The sequence below is a fragment of the Pseudoalteromonas sp. Bsw20308 genome, assembly GCF_000310105.2.
Lineage (GTDB): Bacteria > Pseudomonadota > Gammaproteobacteria > Enterobacterales > Alteromonadaceae > Pseudoalteromonas > Pseudoalteromonas fuliginea.
In genome coordinates, this window is record NZ_CP013138.1 from 2,914,611 (window position 1) to 2,939,115 (window position 24,505).

At 38.6% G+C, this 24,505-nt stretch carries 18 protein-coding genes and 5 tRNA genes; 5 read left to right on the top strand and 18 right to left on the bottom strand.

All coding sequences use genetic code 11. From position 1 onward, the window contains the following. Nucleotides 1–68: 68 nt before the first annotated feature. From clpX to D172_RS12840, 8 genes are all read right to left on the bottom strand, one after another. A complete protein-coding gene (gene clpX, locus D172_RS12805) occupies nt 69–1,352 on the bottom strand; it encodes an ATP-dependent protease ATP-binding subunit ClpX (RefSeq protein ID WP_007376843.1) in 1,284 nt (427 codons plus the stop codon). Nucleotides 1,353–1,486: 134 nt separating this feature from the next. Further along, a complete protein-coding gene (gene clpP / locus D172_RS12810; protein ID WP_007376844.1) occupies nt 1,487–2,104 on the bottom strand; it encodes an ATP-dependent Clp endopeptidase proteolytic subunit ClpP in 618 nt (205 codons plus the stop codon). A gap of 165 nt (nt 2,105–2,269) precedes the next feature. Next, nucleotides 2,270–3,574 (bottom strand): trigger factor, encoded by a 1,305-nt coding sequence (gene tig, locus D172_RS12815; protein WP_007376845.1) that lies wholly within the window; start codon nt 3,572–3,574, stop codon nt 2,270–2,272. A gap of 377 nt (nt 3,575–3,951) precedes the next feature. After that, nucleotides 3,952–4,028: transfer RNA gene (locus D172_RS12820), tRNA-Pro, on the bottom strand. A 68-nt stretch (nt 4,029–4,096) separates the two neighbouring features. Further along, nucleotides 4,097–4,173: transfer RNA gene (locus tag D172_RS12825), tRNA-Pro, on the bottom strand. A gap of 14 nt (nt 4,174–4,187) precedes the next feature. Next, nucleotides 4,188–4,263, bottom strand: a tRNA-His gene (locus D172_RS12830). 23 nt (nt 4,264–4,286) lie between these two features. Beyond that, nucleotides 4,287–4,363, bottom strand: a tRNA-Arg gene (locus tag D172_RS12835). Nucleotides 4,364–4,420: 57 nt separating this feature from the next. Beyond that, a tRNA-Pro gene (locus tag D172_RS12840) sits at nt 4,421–4,497 on the bottom strand. Between the two features lie 352 nt (nt 4,498–4,849). Here D172_RS12840 and folD point away from each other — a divergent pair. Beyond that, the gene (folD, locus tag D172_RS12845) at nt 4,850–5,704 is read left to right on the top strand and encodes a bifunctional methylenetetrahydrofolate dehydrogenase/methenyltetrahydrofolate cyclohydrolase FolD (RefSeq protein WP_002958348.1); all 855 of its coding nucleotides are present in this window, start codon (nt 4,850–4,852) and stop codon (nt 5,702–5,704) included. A 72-nt stretch (nt 5,705–5,776) separates the two neighbouring features. Here folD and cysS read toward each other — a convergent pair whose 3' ends face one another. After that, nucleotides 5,777–7,156, bottom strand: a complete 1,380-nt coding sequence (cysS, locus tag D172_RS12850; RefSeq protein ID WP_007376846.1) for a cysteine--tRNA ligase — start codon at nt 7,154–7,156, stop codon at nt 5,777–5,779. A gap of 155 nt (nt 7,157–7,311) precedes the next feature. On the opposite strand from cysS, the gene D172_RS12855 reads away from it, so the two are divergent. The 3 genes from D172_RS12855 to D172_RS12865 all read left to right on the top strand — a co-directional run bounded on the left by D172_RS12855 (nt 7,312) and on the right by D172_RS12865 (nt 9,470). Then, nucleotides 7,312–7,803 (top strand): peptidylprolyl isomerase, encoded by a 492-nt coding sequence (locus tag D172_RS12855; protein ID WP_007376847.1) that lies wholly within the window; start codon nt 7,312–7,314, stop codon nt 7,801–7,803. A gap of 89 nt (nt 7,804–7,892) precedes the next feature. Continuing rightward, nucleotides 7,893–8,630 carry a UDP-2,3-diacylglucosamine diphosphatase gene (locus D172_RS12860; protein ID WP_007376848.1) on the top strand — a complete coding sequence of 246 codons (738 nt, stop codon included), beginning with the start codon at nt 7,893–7,895 and terminating at the stop codon, nt 8,628–8,630. A gap of 54 nt (nt 8,631–8,684) precedes the next feature. Beyond that, a complete protein-coding gene (locus D172_RS12865) occupies nt 8,685–9,470 on the top strand; it encodes a substrate-binding periplasmic protein (RefSeq protein ID WP_007376849.1) in 786 nt (261 codons plus the stop codon). On the opposite strand, the gene miaE is transcribed toward D172_RS12865, so the two are convergent. Beyond that, complete coding sequence (gene miaE, locus D172_RS12870; protein WP_007376850.1) at nt 9,471–10,238, bottom strand: tRNA isopentenyl-2-thiomethyl-A-37 hydroxylase MiaE; 768 nt, start codon at nt 10,236–10,238, stop codon at nt 9,471–9,473. A gap of 205 nt (nt 10,239–10,443) precedes the next feature. Here miaE and D172_RS12875 point away from each other — a divergent pair, with 205 nt between their 5' ends. After that, nucleotides 10,444–11,043, top strand: a complete 600-nt coding sequence (locus D172_RS12875; protein WP_007376851.1) for a Yip1 family protein — start codon at nt 10,444–10,446, stop codon at nt 11,041–11,043. A 274-nt stretch (nt 11,044–11,317) separates the two neighbouring features. On the opposite strand, the gene purF is transcribed toward D172_RS12875, so the two are convergent. The 8 genes from purF to D172_RS12915 form a co-directional block, all read right to left on the bottom strand. Further along, the gene (gene purF / locus D172_RS12880) at nt 11,318–12,844 is read right to left on the bottom strand and encodes an amidophosphoribosyltransferase (protein WP_007376852.1); all 1,527 of its coding nucleotides are present in this window, start codon (nt 12,842–12,844) and stop codon (nt 11,318–11,320) included. Nucleotides 12,845–12,862: 18 nt separating this feature from the next. After that, complete coding sequence (locus D172_RS12885) at nt 12,863–13,357, bottom strand: CvpA family protein (protein WP_007376853.1); 495 nt, start codon at nt 13,355–13,357, stop codon at nt 12,863–12,865. A gap of 195 nt (nt 13,358–13,552) precedes the next feature. Next, entirely contained in the window at nt 13,553–14,188 is a 636-nt protein-coding gene (locus tag D172_RS12890; RefSeq protein WP_007376854.1) for an SPOR domain-containing protein, read from the bottom strand. An 11-nt stretch (nt 14,189–14,199) separates the two neighbouring features. After that, complete coding sequence (folC, locus tag D172_RS12895; RefSeq protein WP_007376855.1) at nt 14,200–15,465, bottom strand: bifunctional tetrahydrofolate synthase/dihydrofolate synthase; 1,266 nt, start codon at nt 15,463–15,465, stop codon at nt 14,200–14,202. A 25-nt stretch (nt 15,466–15,490) separates the two neighbouring features. Further along, complete coding sequence (accD, locus tag D172_RS12900) at nt 15,491–16,366, bottom strand: acetyl-CoA carboxylase, carboxyltransferase subunit beta (RefSeq protein WP_007376856.1); 876 nt, start codon at nt 16,364–16,366, stop codon at nt 15,491–15,493. Nucleotides 16,367–16,521: 155 nt separating this feature from the next. Then, nucleotides 16,522–17,316, bottom strand: coding sequence for a tRNA pseudouridine(38-40) synthase TruA (truA, locus tag D172_RS12905; RefSeq protein WP_007376857.1), 795 nt, complete (start codon nt 17,314–17,316; stop codon nt 16,522–16,524). A 148-nt stretch (nt 17,317–17,464) separates the two neighbouring features. Then, nucleotides 17,465–23,131: a FimV/HubP family polar landmark protein gene (locus D172_RS12910; RefSeq protein WP_058230556.1), complete on the bottom strand. Its 5,667-nt coding sequence runs from the start codon at nt 23,129–23,131 to the stop codon at nt 17,465–17,467. 353 nt (nt 23,132–23,484) lie between these two features. Beyond that, entirely contained in the window at nt 23,485–24,501 is a 1,017-nt protein-coding gene (locus D172_RS12915) for an aspartate-semialdehyde dehydrogenase (protein ID WP_007377758.1), read from the bottom strand. Between the last annotated feature and the right edge of the window lie 4 nt (nt 24,502–24,505).

Genomic DNA, 24,505 nt, shown 5'->3' on the forward strand with positions numbered 1-24,505 from the left:
ATACTCGATTAAATTAATTATAAAAAAAGGAGCCTAAGGCTCCTTTTTTCATTCAAATAGCTTAAAAACTATTCTGATGCAGCTTTATCTTGTTTATTATTTTCATAAATCAAGATTGGGTCAGATTCACCTTTAATAACGGTTTCATCAATAACCACTTTACTTACATCATCCATTGAAGGAAGCTCGTACATTGTATCAAGCAATACACCTTCAACGATTGAACGAAGACCACGCGCACCTGTTTTACGCTCCATTGCTTTGTGGGCAATTGCAGCTAAGGCATCATCGCGGAACTCAAGTTCAACGTCTTCCATGCCAAACAACACTGAAAACTGTTTAGTAATCGCATTTTTAGGCTCACTCAAGATTTGTACAAGTGCTGCTTCATCAAGCTCAGTTAACGTTGCAACTACTGGCAAACGGCCTATAAATTCAGGGATTAAGCCGTATTTAACTAAATCTTCTGGTTCTACGTCTTTAAATGTTTCACTTAAAGAACGACTCGCCGCAGACTCTTTTACGCTAACGCCAAAACCGATACCGGTATTTTTATGACTACGTTGTTCAATTACTTTATCTAAGCCTGAAAACGCACCACCACAAATAAATAAAATTTTAGATGTATCTACTTGTAAAAACTCTTGCTGTGGATGTTTACGACCACCTTGCGGTGGAACTGAGGCAATTGTACCTTCGATCAGTTTAAGTAGCGCCTGTTGAACGCCCTCACCCGATACGTCACGCGTAATTGATGGGTTATCTGATTTACGAGAAATCTTGTCAATTTCATCGATGTATACAATACCACGTTGTGCTTTTTCAACATCGTAATCGCACTTTTGTAAAAGCTTTTGAATGATGTTTTCAACATCTTCACCTACATAACCCGCTTCGGTTAATGTAGTGGCATCGGCCATAGTAAACGGCACATCAAGTAGACGCGCTAACGTTTCTGCAAGTAATGTTTTACCACTACCAGTTGGGCCGATAAGCAAAATATTACTTTTACTTAATTCAATATCTTGCTTAGTCGATTGATTGCGCAGTCGTTTATAGTGGTTATAAACTGCAACAGACAATACTTTTTTAGCATGATCTTGACCAATAACATAATCGTCTAAGTGTTTACGAATTTCTTTTGGTACAGGTAGTTTATCAGACGTGTCATGCTTAGGAGCAATGTCTTTAATTTCTTCCCTGATAATATCGTTACACAACTCTACACATTCATCACAAACGTATACTGATGGGCCTGCAATTAATTTACGTACTTCATGCTGGCTTTTGCCGCAAAAAGAGCAGTATAACAATTTATTACTTTTGTCGCCGTCTGTAGGAGTGTCAGACATTCAGCTACCTCATTTTATTACGTTGGCCACCAAAACTGTTGGTGGCTATTTCAATACGCTTTAACTATACCAAAATTTATTGGTTTTCGCATAGTAACTCTAAGTGGTAAGCAGATAACCTGCTCACCAAGCGCTTACTTTTTATCGCGATTTGTAAACACTGAATCAACCAAGCCGTAATCTACAGCCTGCGAAGCACTCATAAAGTTATCACGATCAGTATCTTTGGAAATCACATCTAACGGTTGGCCTGTATGCTCAGCCATTAAGCGATTTAGTTTGTCTTTAATAGACAGAATTTCTTTCGCATGAATTTCAAAGTCAGATGCTTGACCTTGGAAACCACCTAATGGTTGGTGAATCATCACGCGTGAGTTAGGTAGGCAAAAACGCTTACCTTTAGCACCAGCAGTAAGTAAAAAAGCACCCATGCTTGCAGCCTGACCTACACATATTGTACTTACATCAGGTTTGATGAAGTTCATAGTGTCATATATAGCCATACCTGCAGTTACTGAGCCACCTGGTGAGTTGATGTATAAAAAGATATCTTTATCAGGGTTTTCTGATTCTAAAAATAGCATTTGCGCTAAAATCAGATTTGCCATGTTGTCTTCAACTTGACCTGTTAAAAAGATAATACGCTCTTTTAATAATCTCGAATAAATATCATACGAGCGCTCGCCTTTAGGTGTTTGTTCAACAACCATAGGGACCAATGCATTTAGGGGATCTGTAATACCAGTATTCATACTTATTTAATTCCTTATGCGCTTATACTTATCCTTACTATAAGAAAAGCATAATTATCGTTTTTCGCAAATTAAAGGCCAAAAACTAAAATGGCCCGGGCACGCTGTATAAACAGAGTAGCACGAGCCATTTAATCGTTAGCGAGAGCTTAAGTCAATGACTTATTAAGCACCTTGCTGTGGATTCATGATGTCATCAAATGCTTTTTCAACGTCAGTTACAACTGCTTTAGCTAAAATAGCTTCAACAGCTTGCTCTTCCATTGCTACATTACGCATTTGCTGCATAAGTTGATCATTTGCTTTGTAGTATTCTACTACTTCAGTTGGATCTTCGTATGCAGAAGCAACTGTTGCGATTAATGCTTCAACTTTAGCATCATCAACTTTAATCTCGTTAGCTTTGATCACTTCACCTAATAAAAGGCCGGTTTTAACACGTGTTACAGCTTGCTCATGGAACAATTCAGCTGGAAGCTCAGGCATATTTTTAGCATCACCACCAAAACGTTGAGCCGCTTGCTGACGTAGTGCATCAACTTCTTGATCAACAAGCGCTTTAGGCACTTCAATTTCGTTGTTAGCTAAAAGACCTTTGATTGCTTGGTCTTTAACACTTGCTTTAACCGCTTGGTCTAGCTCACGTGTCATGTTCTTTTTAACTTCTTCTTTAAGCGCGTCTACGCCGCCTTCGGTAACACCGAATTTAGTTGCAAACTCTTCGCTTAATTCTGGTAATTCTTGCGCTTCAACTTTTTTCACTGTGATAGTGAATTGAGCCGCTTTACCTTTTAAGTTTTCAGCGTGGTAATCATCAGGGAACGTCACATCAGCAACTACTTCTTCGCCTGCTTTTTTACCTACGATGTTATCTTCAAAACCTGGGATCATACGACCTTGACCAAGTTCTAATGGGAAGTCTTCAGCTTTGCCGCCTTCAAATACTTCACCGTCGATAGTACCTACGAAATCAACTGTTACACGGTCGTTTTCGCCAGCAGCTGCATCAACATCAGCCCACGCTGCATGTTGCTTACGAAGTGTTTCTAGCATGTTAGCTAAATCTTCGTCAGTTACTGTTACCGCTGGTTTCTCAACAGTAATCTTATCTAAACCTTGAACTTCAACTTCAGGGTAAACTTCAAACGTTGCTGAAAACTCTAAATCTTTACCTGCTTCAAGTGATTTAGGAGCGAATGTAGGCGCGCCAGCTGGATTGATTTTTTCAGAAACGATTGCTTCGTAAAAATTACGTTGCATTACTTCGCCAGCAACTTCTTGACGAACTGCAGGGCCAAAACGCTTGTTAATTACAGATACTGGAACTTTACCAGCACGGAAACCATCTATACGCTGTGTTTTTGACAGTTGTTGTAGGCGTTTTTTTACTTCGGTCTCAACGTTCTCTGAAGGAACGGTGATAGTTATACGGCGCTCAAGGCCTTGGGTCGTCTCAACAGAAACTTGCATGATTTACCTCAATATTCAATTTTGGCGATTGTTCGCCTTCCTTACAAACAAAGTGATCTGCATGAGTCTTGATAAAGTTTAAGCGGTTTTTCACACTTAAAAGCATCCGTCGCTACCATGAGATACCATTGCTGCTTTGCCCTTCGGGCACTATGTTAAACAATAGACGCGGCATTATAACCTAATATTTATGATAGTCGAGTATAGGGCGCAATTATTTGGACTAGATATGGGACTATAGAAGCTAACTGAATAAAAAACAGACTAACTAAGCGTTAGATGAAATGAAATACAAATTATTTAATATAATTATAGGTTAACGTGTATTGATTTATAATATTAGAGGATTTTATTTACTAATCTTACTAGATAAGAAATGGTCGGCGATGCAGGATTTGAACCTGCGACCCCTTGGACCCAAACCAAGTGCGCTACCAAACTGCGCTAATCGCCGACATTGAAGAATTAACTTCTTTTTCATACTGAACACTTAAACTGAGAGCTTAAGACCATTTTAAGAAATGGTCGGCGATGCAGGATTTGAACCTGCGACCCCTTGGACCCAAACCAAGTGCGCTACCAAACTGCGCTAATCGCCGATATTCGTTGTAAATGGGGTGACTGATGGGGCTCGAACCCACGACAACCGGAATCACAATCCGGGGCTCTACCAACTGAGCTACAATCACCGCTATATTTACATGTTTTCAAATGGTGCACCCAGAAGGATTCGAACCTTCGACCCACGCCTTAGAAGGGCGTTGCTCTATCCAGCTGAGCTATGGGCGCATCGAAAACTTCGTAGTTTACCAATAAGCTATTCGATTATAATAAATTATAAAAAAATGGTCGGCGATGCAGGATTTGAACCTGCGACCCCTTGGACCCAAACCAAGTGCGCTACCAAACTGCGCTAATCGCCGATACTTACTATTGTTTGCGAGTGACCTCGTTGACAACGGGGTGCATAATAGTGATTTGACGGGGTTAGGTCAAACGTTTTTTTTATTAAATCAATCAAGTGTTCATTTTTAGTGCACAATGGTTAAATATTATAATAGAAGACTGAATTTTAAACTATTTAACCACTCAAGTACTATATAACTTAAAAGCAACTTGGCGCTGCAATGCTTTTCTGCGAAAATAGTAGGCACATTATAAAACGAGTTAAATAAAGACTGTATTTTCTTTATTAGCATTTTTACCCCTATTTTATTATGCATTCGTTTTTAGAGTATCGGTATCTAGTTAATTAACCCCAATTAAAGGTCACCCATGACGGCAAACATCATTGATGGTAAGGCAATCGCAAAACAAGTACGTAGCGCTGTAGCAGAACGCGTAAGTGAGCGTGTAGCAAATGGTTTACGTGCACCAGGACTTGCAGTAGTACTTGTAGGACTTGATCCAGCAAGCCAAGTTTACGTTGGTTCAAAACGTAAAGCCTGTGAAGAAGTAGGTTTTATTTCTAAATCATTTGATTTACCTGCGGACACACAAGAGCAAACTCTTTTAGATTTAATTGACGAGCTAAATAATGATGCCGAAGTTGATGGAATTTTAGTGCAGTTACCACTGCCCAAAGGTCTTGATGCTGAAAAGATTTTAGAACGTATTACCCCACATAAAGATGTTGATGGATTTCATCCATATAACATTGGCCGATTAGCACAACGTATGCCTGCTCTTCGCCCATGTACGCCAAAAGGTATTATTACATTACTTGATTCTACGGGCGTACGTTATAAAGGTATGCATGCAGTTGTCGTTGGCGCATCAAATATTGTGGGTCGTCCAATGTCGTTAGAGCTTTTATTAGCCGGTTGTACAACCACAGTATGCCATAAGTTTACTCAAGACTTAGAAACGCATGTTCGCCGCGCTGACTTATTAGTTGTGGCTGTCGGTAAACCTGAATTTATACCTGGAGATTGGATAAAAGAAGGCGCTATAGTCATCGATGTAGGCATTAACCGTTTAGATACGGGTAAATTAGTCGGTGATGTTCAATACAGTGTGGCTGAACAAAAAGCGCATTTTATTACACCTGTACCAGGTGGCGTTGGCCCGATGACGGTCGCAAGCTTAATTGAAAACACACTTGAAGCGTGTGAGAAATATCACAGCTAAGCTGTTAAAAAATCAAAAAAGGGTTGCCATTTGGCAACCCTTTTTTAGTTGAACGTGAATTACTTTAAACGCTTACGCTTTACGCCACGTTGTTTTACCGGCTGAATCTTCAAGTATTACACCTAACGCATTAAGTGCATCACGAGCTTCATCAGCAGCAGCCCAATCTTTACTAGTACGCGCTTCATTACGTTTTACAATTAATGCTTCAATTGTCGCAACTTCGCCATCGTCTTGCCCGCCTTGTAAAAAGGCTTCCGGTGCTTGTTGAGCAACACCCAAAACGTTACCAATACTGCGTAATATAAACGCAAGTTGCCCAGCTTGAACTACGTCACTTTCTTTTACGCGGTTTAACTCTTTAGCAAGTTCGAACAACACAGGTAGTGCTTCTGGTGTATTAAAGTCGTCATCCATCGCTTTTCTAAATTTAGCAACAAACTCATTGCCTTCTAAATCGCATTCTACTGGCTCAACATCACGAAGCGCTGTATAAATACGTTCAAGTGATGAACGCGCTTGGTCTAAATTTTCTTGTGAGTAATTTAATTGGCTACGGTAATGACCTGAAATTAAAAAGTAACGAACAGATTCAGCATCGTATGCTTTTAAAACTTCACGCACTGTAAAGAAATTATCTAACGACTTAGACATTTTTTCTTTATTTACTTGTACCATGCCAGTATGTATCCATGTATTTACATACTTGCCGTTGTTTGCACAGCACGACTGGGCAATTTCGTTTTCATGATGTGGAAACTGTAAATCAGACCCCCCACCGTGAATATCAAAATGCTCACCTAAATGCTTTGAGCTCATTGCCGAACATTCAATATGCCAACCAGGACGCCCTTCTCCCCACGGTGATGACCAAGATGGCTCTCCTGCTTTTGCTTTTTTCCATAACACAAAATCAAGTGGATCGTCTTTATCTTGCGCCACTTCAACGCGAGAACCTGATTGCAACATTGTTAAATCTTGCTGAGAAAGCGCGCCATATTGCTCAAACGTTGATACATCAAACAATACATCGCCATCAGCTGCGACATAGGCATGGCCTTTTTCAATCAAGCGCTTAACCATAACGATAATTTCATCCATATGGCTTGTAACTGTTGGTTCAATATCTGGGCGTAGCATATTTAGGCTATCAAAATCTTCATGCATCGCTTTAGTCATGCGAACAGTTAAGTCGTTTATTGACTCACCATTTTCGTTCGCACGTTTAATTATTTTATCGTCGATATCTGTAATGTTACGAACATATTTTAAATCGTAACCAATATGACGTAAGTAGCGCACAATAACGTCAAAACCAACAAAAGTACGCGCGTGTCCAATATGGCAGTAATCATAAATGGTGATACCACACACATACATGTCGATTTTCCCTTCGACCATCGGTTTAAATTGCTCTTTTTGTCGCGTGAGTGTGTTGTATATATTTACCATTTACTTTGAGTCCTTGACTATTTACTTGAACAGCTATGTTACCACTTGAAAAGCCCCTGCTCTAGCGCTTTATAACAAACCAAACATCTACTTTGTTAATCTTAGCCAACTACGATAAAATAGCGCCAATATTTAAACCGGATATAGGAAAACACATGGTTGTTCTACACACTAATTTTGGTGACATCACCATTAAAATGTTTGAGCAAGAAGCTCCAAACACAGTTAAAAACTTTTTAGAGTATGCAAATGCTGATTTTTTCAACGGCACTATCTTTCATCGCGTAATCGATGGTTTTATGGTTCAAGGCGGTGGTTTTGTTCCAGGTATGGAACAAAAAGAAGTAAACGATCCAATTCAGAATGAAGCTAATAACGGCCTGTCTAATAAAATAGGCACTTTAGCTATGGCACGTACACCTGATCCTCATTCAGCTACAGCACAGTTTTTCATTAACGTGAACAACAACGACTTTTTAAACCACAGCAGCGAAACATCGCAAGGTTGGGGTTATTGTGTTTTTGCTGAAGTTGTAGAGGGCATGGACGTAGTCAATAAGATTAAAGCAGTTGCAACAGGTAGTACTGGTTTTCACCAAGACGTACCTCTTGAAGATGTGATCATCGAAAGCGTTACTGTTAGCTAATAGTACGTTTACCCACGTAATGTGGAGTACCAGCGGGCATTTACGCAATGTGTATACGCCCGCTTTATTTATATCGAAAAGATTGATCTATGACTCACCAAACTTACTTTATTGCAGATTTACATCTAAGCGAAAACCGCCCCGACATTAGCGCTGCATTTTTTGACTTTTTAAATACACATATACTAAATAAAAATGTAGATGCACTTTATATTTTAGGTGATTTTTTTGAAGTTTGGGTTGGAGATGACTACATTACAGCGCTGAGTGCCGATGTAGCAAAGCATTTAAGCGCCGTTAATGATGGTGGGACACCTGTTTATTTTATACATGGCAATCGTGACTTCATTATGCGCAAGCAATATGCAGACATGGCCGGTATGACATTACTGGCTGAACAAACGGTCATTGATTTATATGGTACGCCAACAGTCATTTTACATGGCGACGAAATGTGCACTCAAGATACTGAGTATCAAAACTTTAGAAAAAAGAGCCGTGGTTGGTGGTGGCCAAAACTAATGCTTGCAATGCCGCTTTGGTATCGTAAAAAAATAGCGCGCAACGCCCGCGAAAAAAGTAAGTTAAGTCAAGCTGATAAACCTATCGAAATTTTAGACGTTGTCGATGACGCTGTACTTGCAACCTTTGCCAAACATAACGTTACTAATATGATTCATGGTCATACTCACCGCCCTAATGTTCATACATATAAAATTAATGAACAAACACTTACTCGCACAGTGCTAGGTGACTGGTATACCCAAGGTTCTTATTTAGTGGTCACCCCTAAATCACAAGAGTTAATCAACACGCCTTTCGCATAATTTCGAATTCTGACTACTCTTGTTCAGTAAAGTTTAATAAAAGTGAGGGGCTAAATGATAAAGCTGATAATTTTCATCCTAGTGACTGTTATTCCAACAAAGGCATTATGCGAGCAAACATGGCAAATTGTTACTGAGAACTTTCCCCCATACTTTAGTAATGACTTACCTAAAAACGGCTGGCTCTATGAGATAACCCGCGCGGCCCTTATAACACAAGGTATTAATAGTGAAATAGAATTTACCACATGGGATCGCGCTTTAAAATTATTAGAAAAAAAGAGAAAAACAGCTATTTTAGGCGCTTTTTATTCTGCAAAGCGGAATGAGGTTTTTTATTATTCTCGTCCACTTGCACGTGCCCACACTGGAATTTTTAAACGAAAAGAAAGTACAATTAATTTTGATGGCACCACTCAATCATTAGTACCTTATAGTATTGGTAAAGAAGATAGCGCTTTTATAAGCCAAGAATTCACTAGAAACACCGAATTGGCAATCACGTCCACTAAAAGCCTCCCTACTAGCTTATACTTACTGCAACAAGGGCGTATTGATCTGGTCGCAGGCACTAAAGAGGTTGGCAAGTATTGGCTTGAGTACAGTACAGAAGTTAATTTAGATAAGAATAAAATTGAGTACTTGTTACCCGATCTTGCTACTCACAAGTTATATTTAGTTGTTTCTCAATCAAACTATAGAGCTAAAGAATATTTACAAAAGTTTAATAGGGGGATTGATGCAATAGTAGAAAATGGAAGTATTGCTGATATTATGAAAAAACATAATTTCAGCAATGAAAAAATTACTGAATACATTAATTTTTTAAAAGAAAATTAACTAGTTTGACACTGTAGGTACGCCACTATGAAACTTAAAGTCAGTGTCAGTTGTAGAAATTAGTTCTTTTTCTTTTTCACCAAAAAAGTTCACGCGTTCGGTAATATCAAAATCAGCTATTTCTTGCGCTAAAGTTAAATAATCTTGGTAATGACGCGCTTCTGAGCGTAATAACGAAATATAAAAATCACCTAAACGTTTATCAACATGTGGCGCAAGCTTTGCAAAACGCTCACACGAACGTGCCTCAATATAAGCGCCTACTATTAGCTTATCGACTAATGCATCAGGCTCGAATGTTTTAACATGACGAAGCATACCTTTTGCATAACGACACGGTGTAATGCTTTGATACTCTACACCGTACTCGTCCATAATTTCGAGCACTTGATAAAAGTGATGCAGCTCTTCTTTTATTAATAAAACCATTTTATCGATTAGGCCTTGCCCGTATTGTGAGCTAGATTTAGGTATTATTGATTTAGTGAGTTTATTTTTAGCCGCCAGATCGCGCCAGTTACCTTCACGCTTATAAATAAGTGCTTCAAATGGCTTTAGCCATTCAAGTAAGGCATCACTTCCCTCTTTATCAACAGCATATTTACGTATTAAAAACATCGCACTTTGAGCCGCTTTTAATTCACAAATTAAGTGATCTATTAAAATGACTGATAGGTTTTCTTTTTTAATTGCTTGCTCCACCCATTGCTCTGGGGTGGTACACAATAAAAAGTTATTAATCGGCTCTAAAAGTTGGCTGTGTGGCACGTTGACTGCTCATTACTAAATAAATTTGATAGACCATTATTTTAACACGAAATTTTGCTTGGGATAAATCAAAGCCCTAACTTGCGTAAAAGTGTTAATAGCGAGTTAACTTGACTTTGCAAAATAAGTGAACCATAACTGTACATAGACTGTATAAAAATAAACCAACCAAAACAATAATACGTTCCTTTATGGAGTAAATACTATGATACTAAACCATCTTTGGGGAATCTATGCTCATCCCCTAGAAGAGTGGCAAACAATCGATAACCGCCACGAAAGTTTAACCTACAGCTTGTCACATATTTTATTAATTGCTCTGTTCCCCTCAATAATGGGCTACTACTCGTCTGTTTATTTAGGATGGAGTATAGGCGCAGGTGATGCGGTATTTTTAACACATGATAGTGCACTGCTAATTGCAGGCGCGATGTATTTTGCTTTAATAGCGGGCGTATTCGCATTGGCGTATTTAGCTCATTGGATGGCGGTTACATTTGGCTCTAAGCCTACATTTACACAAACACTTGAACTTGCAGCATATACTGCAACTCCAGTGTTTATGTCGGCACTCGCCGCTTTTTGGCCTGTACTTTGGTTTGTAGTGTGTGTTGGAATTATTGCACTGGCTTACTCGGTTTATTTACTCTACACCGGCGTACCAATACTTATGCATATCCCAGAAGAGCGTGGCTTTATTTACGCCAGCTCGGTAGTAACGTGTGGATTAATATTACTGGTTATTATTTTAGCTGTAACAGCTATGCTTTGGACAAATGGGATTGTTAGCCCAATGTTTACTTAATAAAGTTTACCTAATAGAGAGTCGTGTTTGATAGAAATGTTCCCTTTCTTTCCTTCGCAAAAAAGGAGCTAATTAGCTCCTTTTTTTATGTGTAATAATACCAATTTAATTAAAAACATGATCATTCTATCGCATTAAATAACTCACTAACTGCGTTAAAAATTATTCATATAGAACAACTATATGTCACAATTTTTGCCTTGTTATTGTGCTATTTCTTTAGCGCTATAATAGATCACTTATTTAATGCAATTGGTATAATATTTATTAATGATTAATCAGCTTCGTTTTCGTCTTGGTTGTGTATCTCTAAACCTGAAGACATTGCACTTTCGCGGGTGCTTTTTGCAGAATCGTTACGTAGCTTATCAATACGATTTAAATAGTTTTGATCAATATCGCCTGTAATATATTGGCCATCAAATACTGACGTTTCAAACTTAGTAATTTCAGGGTTTTCTTGGCTAACCGCAGCAATTAAATCTTTTAGCGATTGAAAGATTAAACCGTCAGAACCAATACTTGCATTAATATCTTCTACTTCACGTCCGTGAGCAATAAGCTCAGCTGCTGAAGGCATATCAATACCGTACACATTAGGGAAGCGTATTTCAGGCGCTGCTGATGCAAAGTAAACGTTTTTAGCGCCAGACTCTCGGGCCATTTCAACAATTTGTGCTGATGTTGTACCACGCACAATTGAGTCATCAACCAATAATACGTTTTTACCTTTAAACTCACGATCAATTGCATTTAGCTTTTGACGTACTGACTTTTTACGCATCTCTTGACCAGGCATGATAAACGTACGACCAATATAACGGTTTTTAACAAAGCCTTGGCGGTATGGTAAATCAAGCACACGTGCGATTTCCAGTGCTACATCACATGACGTTTCTGGGATTGGGATAACGACATCAATATCTTTGTCAGCCCATTCACGTGCAATTTTTTCGCCTAGTTTAGTCCCCATGTTTACGCGTGTTGCATACACAGACATACGGTCTATTGTTGAATCAGGACGTGCAAAATAAACGAATTCAAAAATACATGGCGAGTAAGATGCCTTATCAGCACAACTAAGCGAATGAAATTCACCTTCTTCTGTAACATATATAGCTTCGCCAGGCGCAACATCACGAATAAACTCAAAGCCATCAGGCTTTAACGCAACGCTCTCTGAGGCAAACATGTATTCCGTACCCTTTTCGGTTTCACGTTTACCAAATACAAGTGGGCGAATACCATTGGGGTCGCGAAAAGCAACAATACCGTGACCGATGATCATAGCAATTGTTGCATAACCACCGCTTACTTTATTATTTACTTCGGTTACCGCAGTAAAAATATCTTCAGGGTCTAAATGCAACTTATCAGATTTGCTTAATTCATGTGCCATAACATTAAGTAAAATTTCAGAGTCTGATGTTGTATTAACATGACGACGTGCTTCTGAGAATAACTGCTCTTTTAAAGTTTCTGCATTAGTAAGGTTACCATTATGGGCAAGCGCTATACCAAACGGTGAGTTAACATAAAAAGGCTGTGCTTCAGATGAACTTGAAGATCCTGCGGTAGGATAACGCACATGGCCAAGACCAATTGTACCTTGTAGTCGTTTCATATGACGAGTGTGAAAGGCATCTTTCACTAAGCCATTTGCTTTGCGTAAGCTAAACGTATTATTCTCAATGGTAATGATACCCGCGGCATCTTGACCACGGTGCTGCAAAACAGTTAAGCCATCATAAATCGCCTGGTTAACAGGAGATGTTCCGACTATTCCAACGATACCACACATGTAATTTATCCTCGCCGATTAACGGTTTACTGAATTTAAAAAGCTCGAGTTGTTTTCTAGGTACGAAAAGAACCATTCAACAACAAAGCCAAATTCTGGAATCAAAATAGAATTGCCCCACCAGTGCGTATTGGGTGCACCAGTAAAAGCATCAAGAAAGAAGAGTAACGCGCTCACGACCAACACGCCTCGTAGAGCACCAAACACTATGCCAAAAACACGGTCGGTACCCGATAAACCAGTACGATGTACAAGCTCACCTAAAATATAGTTTAGTAAACCGCCTAACAGTAGCGTCGCAAAGAATAATATGGCTATGGCCGCAGCATTTCTTAAAAGGGGTTCAGAAATGGTTGTTAGGAAGGAAGCTAAATATTGGTAAAACAAGCTAGAGATGATAAAGGCGCCAGCCCATACCGCTAATGACATTGCTTCTTTTACAAAGCCGCGTATTAAACCGATGATGGTAGACAGTGCAATGATGCCAATAATGGCGTAATCAACCCAGATCATAAGAACCAATTAGTCGCTAATTTGGGGCGCATTCTATACCCAAACATCGTTAGTATGCAAGTTTAAACGGGAGAATACTGGGTTGTAGTCAATACAAAAAATTAACATTTTAGAATGGGTATTGCGGGCGAGTGATAATCATAAAAACAAATATTAATAAATAAAAAAGGCTTGTTATACAAGCCTTTTTTATAATTATTTTGTTACTTCGTATTGCGTAACTTTACCATTTAATTTAGTAAGCTTTTTAAGCTGGGGGAGCTGCTTTTGTAATTCACTTTTATCAAGTGAAGGGCCAACAAATACTTTGGTTAATGTCCCATTTGGGGTTTTAATCGGTTTAGTAAACGTTTTAAACCCTTCAACCTTTAGTTTAGCTTGTAATGCTTTTACGTTTGCAACATGTGAAAAACTACCTAATTGAATAACATAAGCCATACTCGTTAGGTTTTCATCACTTTTACGCGGTGCAATCGGTTTTGGTTTAGCTTGAACAGGAGTCGTTGGTTTTGCTTTAGGCTCTATGCTTGCTTCAACAACTTTATCCTCTACTGCATAATCACTTTCCACTATTGCATTTTGCTGCTCAAAAGCCTCATCATCAGCTTGAATATCTTCGATTTCATCTTGCTTTAGTGGCTCTGCGTTAGCAACATTTTCATCAATTGACTCTTGAAGATCGATTGTTTTGAACTCAGGGCGATCAGGAATCGCTTTAAAGCCTTCTTTATAATGCACTTTTTCGCCATCGAGTATATTAGGGATAAACACAATTGCTGCGATCACCACTATACTTGTTCCGACTAAGCGATTAATAAAACTTGAGTTCACCGACATCCTCTCTATTTTTTAAAGTAATTAATAGCGCCGGCCACAGTAAAAAAAGAACCAAATACAATCAACATAGTATCACGTTGTTGTTTTGGTAAAATTACACTTAGTGCCTGTGCCACACTATCATAGCTATTGATAGTATTATGATGAGACAATTCCTGCAGTGCATTTTGTAAATTACTTGCAGTGTCGCCTCGCGGGCTACTTAAGCTCGCTAACGACCACTCATCGACCAGGTTGCTTACTTCTTTAAGTACACCGACTTTGTCTTTATCAGCAAGCATAGCGACTAATGCATGAATTTTAAAGCCTTTATCTTTATAGCTTGATAACTTATTGGCTAAATAACGCGCCGACTCAGGGTTATGTGCCACATCTGTAAAGACTAAAGGCTCAGTACTTAACTGCTGAAACCGCCCTTCTACAACTAAATTAGCTAGGCAATCTCTTATTATCTGCACACTAGGTAATAAGTTTAAAACACTTAGCGCAGTTAGCGCAGTGGCTGCATTTTGACACGGTATTGCTGGCTTATCTATTTCAAGATTATGCTGTTTATATTGCCAATTAAAGCTCTCAGCATTTTCTTTGAAAATAAAGTCACTGCCCGACAACGTCATATTGGCATTAATTTCCTTGCCATAATCAGTCATTGTATGAGGAATATTTAAATCCCCGATAATAGCGGGCGTATTTTCACGAAAAATACCGGCTTTATCATAAGCCACTAACTCACGGGTATCACCTAAATACTCTTTATGGTCTAAGTCTATAGTGGTAATCACACTTGCATACGGCGTTACTATATTTGTAGCGTCAAAGCGCCCACCTAAACCAACCTCAAGTAATACATAATCGACGTTACAGCGTTTAAAAATTGCCAATGCCCCCAAAGTACCATATTCAAAATAAGTCAGAGGAGTGTCTTTACGGCCTTGCTCAAGCTGGTGAAAAGCATCTATATGAAATTGGTCTGCTAATTCTTCCCCATTAACTCGTACACGCTCGTTATAACGAATTAAATGTGGAGATGCGTAAGTACCCACGCTAAAACCTTGCGCTAGTAATAGCGACTCTAAGCAACGTGCAGTGGTGCCCTTACCATTTGTACCGGCAATAAGAATAATTTTACTTGGAGTGTTTAAAAGGCCAATATTGTTGGCAACATTAGCAACTCGTTCTAAGCCCATTGCAATGTTAGCAGGGTGAACACTTTCTAAATAAAAAAGCCAATCATCAAGGCTTGATGATTGGCTAGGAATTGTTTTTGTCATAGCGTGTAATCAGTAAAGCTGAAATTTACGCTACTCTATGCTCTTGTTCCGTAGAAGGCAAGTTCATAAATTTAGCTAAAATGCGTGCAAGGGTATCGCGCATTTCACGGCGGTCAATAATCATGTCAATTGCACCGTGTTCAAGCAAAAATTCACTACGCTGAAAACCTTCAGGTAATGTTTCGCGAACAGTTTGCTCAATAACACGAGGACCCGCAAAACCAATTAACGCTTTAGGTTCTGCAACGTTAATATCGCCCAGCATAGCAAGTGATGCAGATACACCACCCATTGTTGGGTCAGTCATTACTGAAATAAACGGAAGGCCTTTTTCAGTCATTTTTGCAAGCGCAGCACTTGTTTTAGCCATTTGCATAAGCGACATAAGCGCTTCTTGCATACGTGCTCCGCCTGATGCAGAAAAGCAGATAAGCGGCATATTGTGCTCTAAACATTGATCAACAGCATCAACAAAACGAGCACCAACAACCGAAGCCATTGAACCACCCATAAATGAGAACTCAAATGCTACCGCTGCCACTGGAATACCTTTTAATCGGCCTTTCATCGCCACAAGTGCATCTTTTTCACCACTTGCTTTTTGGGCTGCACTGATACGGTCAGAGTACTTTTTAGAATCTTTAAACTTAAGAATGTCTTTAGGCTCATGTTGTGTACCAAGCTCTTGACGATCACCTTCATCTAAAAAGTGCTCTAGGCGCTTACGGCCACTAACACGCATGTGGTGGTCACACTTAGGACATACGTTTAATGACTTTTCTAATTCAGCTTTATATAAAATTGAATCACACGATGTACACTTAGCCCAAACACCTTCTGGGATTTCTTTACGACCTGATGATTTTGTCGTTTTAGGTAAGATTTTTTCTAGCCAACTCATTTGCAACTCTCTTAATACTGTTCTGTGTCGCGAGCCTGCTAATAGCAATTAGCAGACAAATTTTTTCAATTAAAACATGAATTACACTAACGCGGTATAAAAAACTGGTCTTAGTAGTTAAAAGTGCTCATAAAAAGCACTTATACTAACCTTAATTAAACATCTATATCCGGCAAAAATAAAGGGCCTAAAGGTGTTTGAGGAATATCAAATTGCTCAGGGTAGTCAACATCCACTAAATACAAACCAGCAGCCTTAGCGGTAGCACTGGCCTTTGCGCGTTCTTTACAATCAAGTAGCTCTTTTATCCATATAGGTTGGTGTTTATGTAAACCAACATCCATTAAACTGCCTGTGATATTACGCACCATGTGATGTAAAAACGCATTCGCTTTAATATCAATAATAACGTAAGTACCTTGGCGACGTACCGATAAATGATGAATTGTTCTTGTCGGTGTATTCGCTTGACAATGAATGGCCCTAAAAGAAGTAAAGTCATGTTTGCCAATTAAATACTGACACGCTTCCTGCATTTTGGTTTCATCTAGTTGATGATGGAAATGCGTAACGCCTTCATTTAGTACAGCTCCTCGCAAAGGCGAGTTATAAATAATATAACGATAACGACGTGCTGTAGCACTAAAACGAGCGTGAAAATCATCTGCAACGGGTTGAGCAAAACGAATAGCAATATCTTTAGGCATTAAAGTATTCATACCTAGTGTAAATGCAACCATATCGCGATCGGCCTCAGTGTCAAAGTGTATTACTTGGCCTGTACCGTGTACACCCGCATCTGTACGACCTGCACATATAACTTCAACTGGATGATTACAAATGCGCGACAGCGCCTTTTCTACTTCTTGCTGTACGCTATTTACATGAGATTGACGTTGCCAACCACTATAACGTGCGCCGTTGTATTCAACTCCAAGTGCTACTCGCATAATTACTGCTTTACCTACTGTGCTAATGAACGAGGCATTTTATGCTATCTAACGATGCAATAAAAGGAGACCTGTCGTAATCAAACCAATACACATAAAAAAACCCGTATTTAGCTAAGCCAGATACGGGTTCTTATAAACATTTTAATTATTTTAGTTTAGCTTTTAAACTAAGCGCCTCTTCTTGAACTTCTTCAGGACCTTTGTTAATAACATCCTCAATGACTTTAAGCGCAGAATCAAAATCATCAATTTCAATATAAGCACGCGCTAAATCTAATTTAGCTGAGTAGCCACCACTTTCAGCATCAACATCCGTCGGGTTATCACCGGCAAGTAACGCGTCAAATTCACTCAAGCCAACATCCATATTAACGTCGTTGTAAGGTTCGTGTTCAATTTCTGCGTCGTCACTTTCTTCTAATAATGAATCAATATCTACAAATTCATCATTATCAAGTTGCTCAACATTGTTACTTTGGACAAGCGGTTCTTCAACAACTAACGCCTCATCAACTCCTAAGTCTTCTTTTAGCAAACTGTCAAAATCAACGTCAAACTCACTACTATCTTCAACACTTAATTCTTCTGGTTCAGCTAATTCGTTAAGTAATGAATCAAAATCAGTTTCCGTTAGCTCAGCCATAAACTCATCATCAAGCTCATCATCTGATGCTATATCACTGCCATTAAATAACTCAGTTCGGGTTATTTCAGCTTCACGATCGGCATTCGTTTGCTCACCAGCGAGCTCATTAGAAAGCGCTTCATCTGGGTTTTCCGAAATCATAGTTTCAGAGCCTGCGGTACTTTCTAATTCAGCATCAAGTTCCGTAAAATCATTATCAAGTAACAGCTCGTCGTCAAAATCATCATCCAAGTTATTTAAATCGTTACCAGCTGAGAGCGCATTCATTAAGTCTTGTTCGGTTTGACTCGGTAATGAATGTGTCGGTTCGACATCTAAATTTACCGATAATTCATCGCTATCAGCATCATCCTCTACATTAAGAGTTTCATCTATTTCAGCGCTTGAATTATTTTGTGGCTCAGCATCAATTGCTAAATCTGTATCAAGCTGCGCAGAATTATTATCGAGTAATAATTCGTCGTCCGGCTCTGTAGGTTGAGTTTTTTCAAGCTCTGGAATTTCAGATTCATTAACCGTAATATCATCATCTAAGCTTATCGGTAATTCATCATTATCTGTATTAAGCTCCGCAAAGTCATTATCAAGCAATAATTCATCGTTAAAATCATCATCTAAGCTATTTAAATCATTTTCAGCTGAGAGCGCATTCATTAAGTCTTGTTCGGTTTGGCTCGGTAATGAATGTGTTGGTTCGTCATCTAAATTTACCGATAATTCATCGCTATCAGCATCATCCTCTACATTAAGAGTTTCATCTATCTCAGCGCTTGAATTATTTTGTGGCTCAGCATCAATTGCTAAATCTGTATCAAGCTGCGCAGAATCATTATCGAGTAATAATTCGTCGTCCGGCTCTGTAGGTTGAGTTTCTTCAAGCTCGGGAGTTTCAGACTCATTAACCGAGATATCAGCATCTGAATTTACCGATAACTCATCGTTATCCTCTACATTAAGAGCTTCATCTATTTCAGCGCTTGAATTATTTTGTGGCTCAGCATCAATTGCTAAATCTGTATCAAGCTGGGCAGAATCATTATCGAGTAATAATTCGTCGTCCGGCTCTAAAGGTTGAGTTTCTTCAAGCTCGGGAGTTTCAGATTCATTAACCGAAATACCAGCATCTGAATTTATCGGTAATTCATCGTTACCCTCTACATTAAGAGCTTCATCTATTTCAGCGTTTGAATTATTTTGTGGCTCAGCATCAATTGCTAAATCTGTATCAAGCTGAGCAGAATCATTATCGAGTAATAATTCGTCGTCCGGCTCTGTAGGTTGAGTTTCTTCAAGCTCGGGAGTTTCAGATTCATTAACCGTAATAGCATCATCTAAGTTTATCGGTAATTCATCGCTATCTTCTACATTAAGAGTTTCATCTATTTCAGCGCTTGAATTATTTTGTGGCTCAGCATCAATTGCTAAATCTGTATCAAGCTGAGCAGAATCATTATCGAGTAATAATTCGTCGTCAGGCTCTAAAGGTTGAGTTTCTTCAAGCTCGGGAGTTTCAGATTCATTAACCGTAATAGCATCATCTAAATTTATCGGTAATTCATCGCTATCTGTATCAAGCTCAGTAAAATCATTATCAAGTAACAATTCGTCGTCAGGCTCTAAAGGTTGAGTTTTTTCAAGCTCTGGAATTTCAGATTCATTAACCGTAATATCATCATCTAAGCTTATCGGTAATTCATCGTTATCGAATTCGTTAAGATTTTCATCTATTTGACTGTTTTGTAGTTCAGCATCAATTGCTAGATCTTTATCAAGTTCAGTAAAGTCATTATCGAGTAACAGCTCATCGTCTAAATCATCCTCGAGGCTATCTAAATCGCTTCCTTGCGCAAGTGCACTCGCTAAATCTTGTTCAGTTTGACTTGCTATAACTTGTTTAGTCTCAGATTTTAAATCAATATCTTGTGTAGACTCAACATCTTGTTCATCAGTAGCACCTGAGTAAGGTTCGTCTATATCTAATTCAGTATATTCGTCTGAATTTTCATCACTCACTACCATATTGGTATCTGAATGTTCAGGTAATCGATTTGTGCTTGCATCATCTGCTAATGGATCATCACCTAAATCAATTTCAACTTCTTCAATATCATTATCTAAATCTTCTAAAGACCACTCTGGCGTTTCAATATAATCATCTTCTACTTGCTGTAACTCATTTAAGAGTTCATCAACACTTTTTAGTTCGTCATCATTGTATTCTTCTAGTGCATCTTCTGGATCAAGTAAGGTCTCTGAAGTATCTGAAAAATCATCTAGGTCTGCCGCAAGTTCAGGCTCTTCTGCAAGTTCAGGCTCATCTTCAAGTTCAGGTTCTTCTAAAAGCGCAGGCTCTTCTTCAAGTTCAGGCTCTTCTAAAAGCGCTGGCTCTTCTAAAAGCGCTGGCTCTTCTTCAAGTTCAGGCTCTTCTTCAAGTTCAGGCTCTTCTTCAAGTTCAGGCTCTTCTGCAAGTTCAGGCTCTTGTTCAAGTTCAGGTTCTTCTACAAGTTCAGGTTCTTCTACAAGTTCAGGCTCTTCTACAAGTTCAGGTTCTTCTAAAAGCGCCGGCTCTTCTTCAAGTTCAGGTTCTTCTAAAAGCGCCGGCTCTTCTTCAAGTTCAGGTTCTTCTACAAGTTCAGGCTCTCCTGCAAGTTCAGGCTCTTCTACAAGTTCAGGCTCTTCTGCAAGCTCAGGCTCTTCTTCAAGTTCAGGCTCTTGTTCAAGTTCAGGCTCTTGTTCAAGTTCAGGCTCTTCTGCAAGTTCAGGCTCTTCTTCAAGTTCAGGCTCTTCTTTAAGTTCAGGCTCTTGTTCAAGTTCAGGCTCTTCTGCAAGCTCAGGCTCTTCTTCAAGTTCAGGCTCTTCTACAAGTTCAGGCTCTTCAATTAATGTAGATGCTAGAGACTCTACATCAGCAACATTTAATTCTTCCTGCGCTTCGGCTAAATCATCGGCAGAATCGGCTAATGCCACATTAATATCAGAGTCACGCTTTTCAGTCTCAGCTTCTTCATCTGCGGATTCATCTGCGGATTCATCAATTAAACTATCAATACCATCTAAATCAAAATCATCTTTTTCTTCGACTAACGCATCAGCTGCACTGTCATCCCCAGCGTCATCAATTAAACTATCAATATCATCTAAATCAAAATCATCATTTTCTTCGACTAACGCATCAGCAGCACTGTCATCCGCAGCGTCATCAATTAAACTATCAATATCGTCTAAATCAAAATCATCTTTTTCTTCGACTAACGCATCAGGCGCACTTTCATCCGCAGCGTCATCAATTAAACTATCAATATCGTCTAAATCAAAATCATCTTTTTCTTCGACTAACGCATCAGCAGCACTTTCATCCGCAGCGTCATCAATTAAACTATCAATATCGTCTAAATCGAAGTCGTCACTTTCTTCGATTAAGGCTTCATCAACGCTATCGTCTGTAGCCTGGTCAATTAAGCTATCAATGTCGTCTAAATCAAAATCATCTTTTTCTTCGACTAACGCATCAGGTGCAATGTCATCCGCAGCGTCATCAATTAAACTATCAATATCATCTAAATCAAAATCATCACTTTCTTCGACTAAGACTTCATCAACGCTATCGTCTGTAGCTTGATCAATTAAGCTATCAATATCGTCTAAATCAAAATCATCTTTTTCACTTGAAAGACTATCTTCTGTATTATCTAAATCTGATTCAGTATTTGTTTGATCTAATAAGTCATCAATATCAAAATCATCATCTTCAGCGAGTTCTTCGCTAAGGGCGGCCATTTCATCATTCGATTCTAAGCTATTATCTTCTTCTATATCGTTTGTTTGTGGTGAGTCAAACTCCGATAAGCCATCATCTTCATTAAATAAACTATCTAAATCATCATTACTTAAAATATCATCACTATTTGATGATTCTAGTGGCGAATCTAAATCAATATCACCTTCTGGGCTATCATCAGGTGATTTATCGAAATCTTGTTGCATGAAAATATCAAGTTCATCGTCTTCAATATTTTCATCGTCAAAAACAATATCATCGCTTAATAAACTTTCTAATTCATCCTGATCAAGTAGGCTATCAGACTCAGTAAAGTCCTCTAGGCTGTCATCAAAAGCAATATCATCATCCGGTAATGGGGTATCATCGTCCGGTAAGATATCATTTTCTAAACTATCATCTAGCTGAATACTTAAGTCATCAAGTGGTTCCGGGACGATAGGGTCTTCAATATTTTGAGTATCTAAATCGTCATCGTTTGCGTAGGTAGGTGTTTGTGGTAAAAAATCATCGTCGCTTTGGACATCATCTTTACTAGCCCGCTTGCGTAAGAACATCACAACAGCAAAAACAATCAATAACCCAGGAATAACCATCAATAATCCAAGAACAAAAGGATTAGATAAAAAAGATCCCAGATCAAATTCAGCTTCTGGCTCTATTTTCTCAGCCTTTTGCTGTTCTATCATTTCATTTTGTTTAATTATTAGTTCTTTTAACTGTTGCTGTATTTCACTGTCTTGACCGAGCTGCATACGCACATTTTCAAGCTCTTTGGAGATGCCCGTAAGCTGTTTTTTTAAATTATTATTTTCAACTAAAATTTCTTCTACGTTATCAACTGAACTTTTGAATTGTTGTTGAAGCTCAACTAACTTACTAGTTTGATCTGTTTTAATTTCTTTAATTTCTTTTTGTAATTCTTTTTTTGCGTCATCTACATCAACTTTACGAGCTTGAGTAACTTGAGTTTGAGCTGAATTAATTTCACTTTGCGTAAGCGTACCGTTTTTTTTCTTTTCCCATAACGCATCATCTTGTTCAGAACGTTGTTTAGCGAGTTGTGTATTAACATTTCTAATTTCAGCTAGAGTAGGAATTTTTAAATAGGCACCACTTTGCATGTGGTTAAGGTTTTGCTCTAAAAATGAATTAGGATTTTTGTTATACAAAGCCTGCATAACTTGATAAATGCTAACCGAGTTGTCCGGGCGTACCTTAGCCGCTATACGCCAAAGCGTATCCGTCGGTTTTATTGGCCCAATAGATCGCCCTTGCGCACCATAGTCAGCGCCCTTTGGCCCCTTTAACTGGGTACTGTCTTGAGAGTAAACTGATGTTACTATCAATGCAGACGCTAATATAATAAGTGTAGCTAAACCGCGCATGCTGATCCTTTAATGTTTAAATGTTAACGCAGCACCGAGAAAGTTAAGTGCATAAACATTGATTAATCTTGCTTTTATCAGTCAAATGACTGATTCACATTTGTTATTACAATCTATTTTTGTTGCAAGCTCTATTCCAATTACAAACTATAAACCAGTTCAGGAGTAATATCCATTGCAACACATTGAAAATAAATACCTAAAAACATTATTAATAATATAAATTTATCGAGGATTATCAGTAGGTTTATATACTTCGTGAGATAAGTGGCAAAAAAATGGCGGTAACCCGAATAAAAAGCGGCAAACAATTGGTGCTTACCGCTTCTAAACTAATCGTTAGCTATAAAATATTACATGTAATTAGCAATAAGTTCTTCTGCAATTTGTATACTGTTAGTTGCAGCGCCTTTACGCGTGTTGTCACTTACAACCCACATATTTAAACCATGAGGGTGCGAGATATCAGCTCGTAAACGACCAATATAAACAGTGTCATTTCCACTTGCATCAGATACTGCCGTTGGATAATCACCTTCATCGTCAATCAACTCAACACCAGGGGCATCTTTTAAAAGTTGCTTAACATGCTCAAAGTCATAAGGCATACGCGTTTCAATATTAATTGATTCAGAATGTCCAAAAAATACAGGCACACGTACGCATGTAGGATTTACAGCAATAGTCGTATCACCCAAAATTTTATGGGTTTCATTTACCATTTTCATTTCTTCGCGTGTGTAGCCGTTCTCTTCAAAGCTATCAATTTGAGGAATAACGTTAAATGCTATTTGCTTTGGAAAAACTTTATTATCCATAGGACGAGCATTCATTAAATTAGCAGTTTGTTTTGCAAGTTCATCAACCGCTTCTTTACCTGCGCCCGATACAGCTTGGTAAGTAGATACATTGATACGGTCTATTCCGTAAGCATCATAAATTGGTTTAAGTGCTAGCATCATCTGAATAGTTGAACAGTTAGGGTTAGCGATAATATTACGATTTCTAAAATCAGCTAGGCTTGAAGCATTAACTTCTGGCACTACTAATGGGATTTCAAAATCATTTCTAAAGTGTGATGTGTTATCAATTACAATACAACCGGCGTCTGCTGCAATAGGTGCATATTTTTCAGATACACTGCCACCAGCAGAAAACAAACCTATGTGCGCTTGGCTAAAGTCAAAGCCTTCAACGTCTAATACTTCAATGGTCTCACCACGAAACTTTATATCTTCACCCGCGCTGCGGCTGCTAGCAAGTAAAAAAAGCTGATCAACAGGAAACTTACGATCTGCTAGCGTTTCAATGATTTGACGGCCTACTAAACCAGTAGCGCCAAGTACGGCAACGTTATATTTTTGCGACATATTT